The sequence below is a fragment of the Microbacterium sp. B24 genome (assembly GCF_000333415.1).
Classification (GTDB): Bacteria; Actinomycetota; Actinomycetes; order Actinomycetales; family Microbacteriaceae; genus Microbacterium.
Genome location: NZ_BADB01000370.1, coordinates 1 through 1,765 on the forward strand (window position 1 = coordinate 1; position 1,765 = coordinate 1,765).

The following is a 1,765-nucleotide window of genomic DNA, read 5'->3' on the forward strand; positions in this document are numbered from 1 at the left end:
ACCGCATGCACGAGGTCATCCCGGGCGCCCACGTCGAGGGCAAGGTCCTCGTCGACGGCGACGACCTCTACGGCGCCGGTGTCGATCCGGTGCTCGTGCGTCGCCACGTGGGCATGGTGTTCCAGCGCCCCAACCCGTTCCCGACGATGTCGATCAAGGAGAACGTGCTGGCGGGCGTCAAGCTCAACAACAAGCGCATCTCCAAGAGCGACGCCGACGCCCTCGTCGAGCGCTCGCTGCAGGGCGCGAACCTGTGGAACGAGGTCAAGGACCGTCTCGACAAGCCCGGTGCGGGCCTGTCGGGCGGTCAGCAGCAGCGTCTGTGCATCGCGCGCGCGATCGCGGTCTCCCCCGACGTGCTGCTGATGGACGAGCCGTGCTCGGCCCTGGACCCGATCTCGACCTTCGCGATCGAGGAGCTCATCCAGGAGCTGAAGACCGACTACACGATCGTCATCGTCACCCACAACATGCAGCAGGCCTCGCGTGTGTCCGACAAGACGGCGTTCTTCAACATCGCCGGTACCGGCAAGCCCGGCAAGCTCATCGAGTACGACAACACCGACACCATTTTCACGGCCCCGTCCGTTCAGGCGACCGAGGACTACGTCTCCGGCCGCTTCGGCTGATCCCCCCTTCCCCGCGGAGACGCCTTGCAGTTCGGCATCGGTCCTGCCGGGGGGATGCGGCGCACGCGGCCCGTGGGCCGCGGTCAGTCGCGCGGGCTGAGCAGGTAGTCGTTCATGGATGCCGTGAGAGCGGCATCCATCTCGAGCTCGCGCTCGTCGATCGCCGTGATCGGAGCGGCGAGGCGCACGCTGGAGACCAGCCATGCCGCATCGGCCGTGTGCAGTTCGGAGACGGGAATCGTCTCGTAGGCGGTCTCGAACCCTCGCGCCTCGAGGTGTTCGAACAGGCTCAGCTGCGTGGTCCCGTGCAGGATGCCGGCGTTCGGCGCCGGCGTGACGAAGGTGGTGCCGCGGCGCAGGATCAGCGACGCGGTCGGCGCTTCGAGCACGAAGGCGTCGCTCGTCGTGAAGATCGCGTCGTCCGCGCCGCGGCGGTGCGCCTCGCGCAGAGCCGCCATGTTCACGGCGTACGACAGCGTCTTCGCCCCCAGCAGCAGCCACGGCGCTCGGGCGGGCGTGTCGAGCGCATACCCGCGATCGAGGGTCACCACGCGGATGCCGCGCGAGCGTGCGGCCGAGAAATCAGCGGCCGGCGCCGCAGTCACCCACGCGGTGGGCGTCGGACCGTGCTCGATGCCCCGACTCAGGATGAGCTTGATGACCGCCTCGCCTGCGCCGCACGCGGCGGCGGCCAGGGCGACCGCCTGACGCCACTGCTCAAGGTGGGGATGCGGCAGGTCGCACAGCCCCGCCGAATGCGCGAGACGCGACAGGTGGGCTTCGACCTCCTGGGCGTGACCGTCGACGACGCCGATCGATTCGAAGATGCCGTCGCCGCGCTGAGTGCTGAGCTCGCCGACCGTCAGTGCTGGAGCCGCCGGGTCGACTTCGGTGAACGTCGCCGCGAAATCGTTGCGGGAATCACCGCTGTCGGCGGGGTCGATCATCAACGCGAAGTGCCAGGCCATGCCCCGAGCCTAGACCGCGGGGATAGCCCGAAGGGACGGTCCGTTACACTGGAACAGCCGGGCCGCAGTAACCCCGGGCTCCATCTTTTCGCGCTCCGAGCGGCTTCGCGCCGAGAGGGTTCTGCGGCCCGGCACTTCTCTGCCCGGCCGCACTCGCGCTGCGTTTCG

Annotated in this window: 2 protein-coding genes; one reads left to right on the forward strand and one right to left on the reverse strand. The window is 68.9% G+C overall.

Annotated elements, in window-relative coordinates:
* A partial coding sequence (locus I5I_RS09770; protein WP_036318902.1) for a phosphate ABC transporter ATP-binding protein occupies positions 1-629 on the forward strand: 629 nt, incomplete at its 5' end.
* Between the two features lie 83 nt (positions 630-712).
* Here the strand turns inward: I5I_RS09770 and I5I_RS09775 are convergent.
* The gene (locus I5I_RS09775; protein WP_036318905.1) at positions 713-1,597 is read right to left on the reverse strand and encodes an aminodeoxychorismate lyase; all 885 of its coding nucleotides are present in this window, start codon (positions 1,595-1,597) and stop codon (positions 713-715) included.
* Positions 1,598-1,765 lie beyond the last annotated feature (168 nt).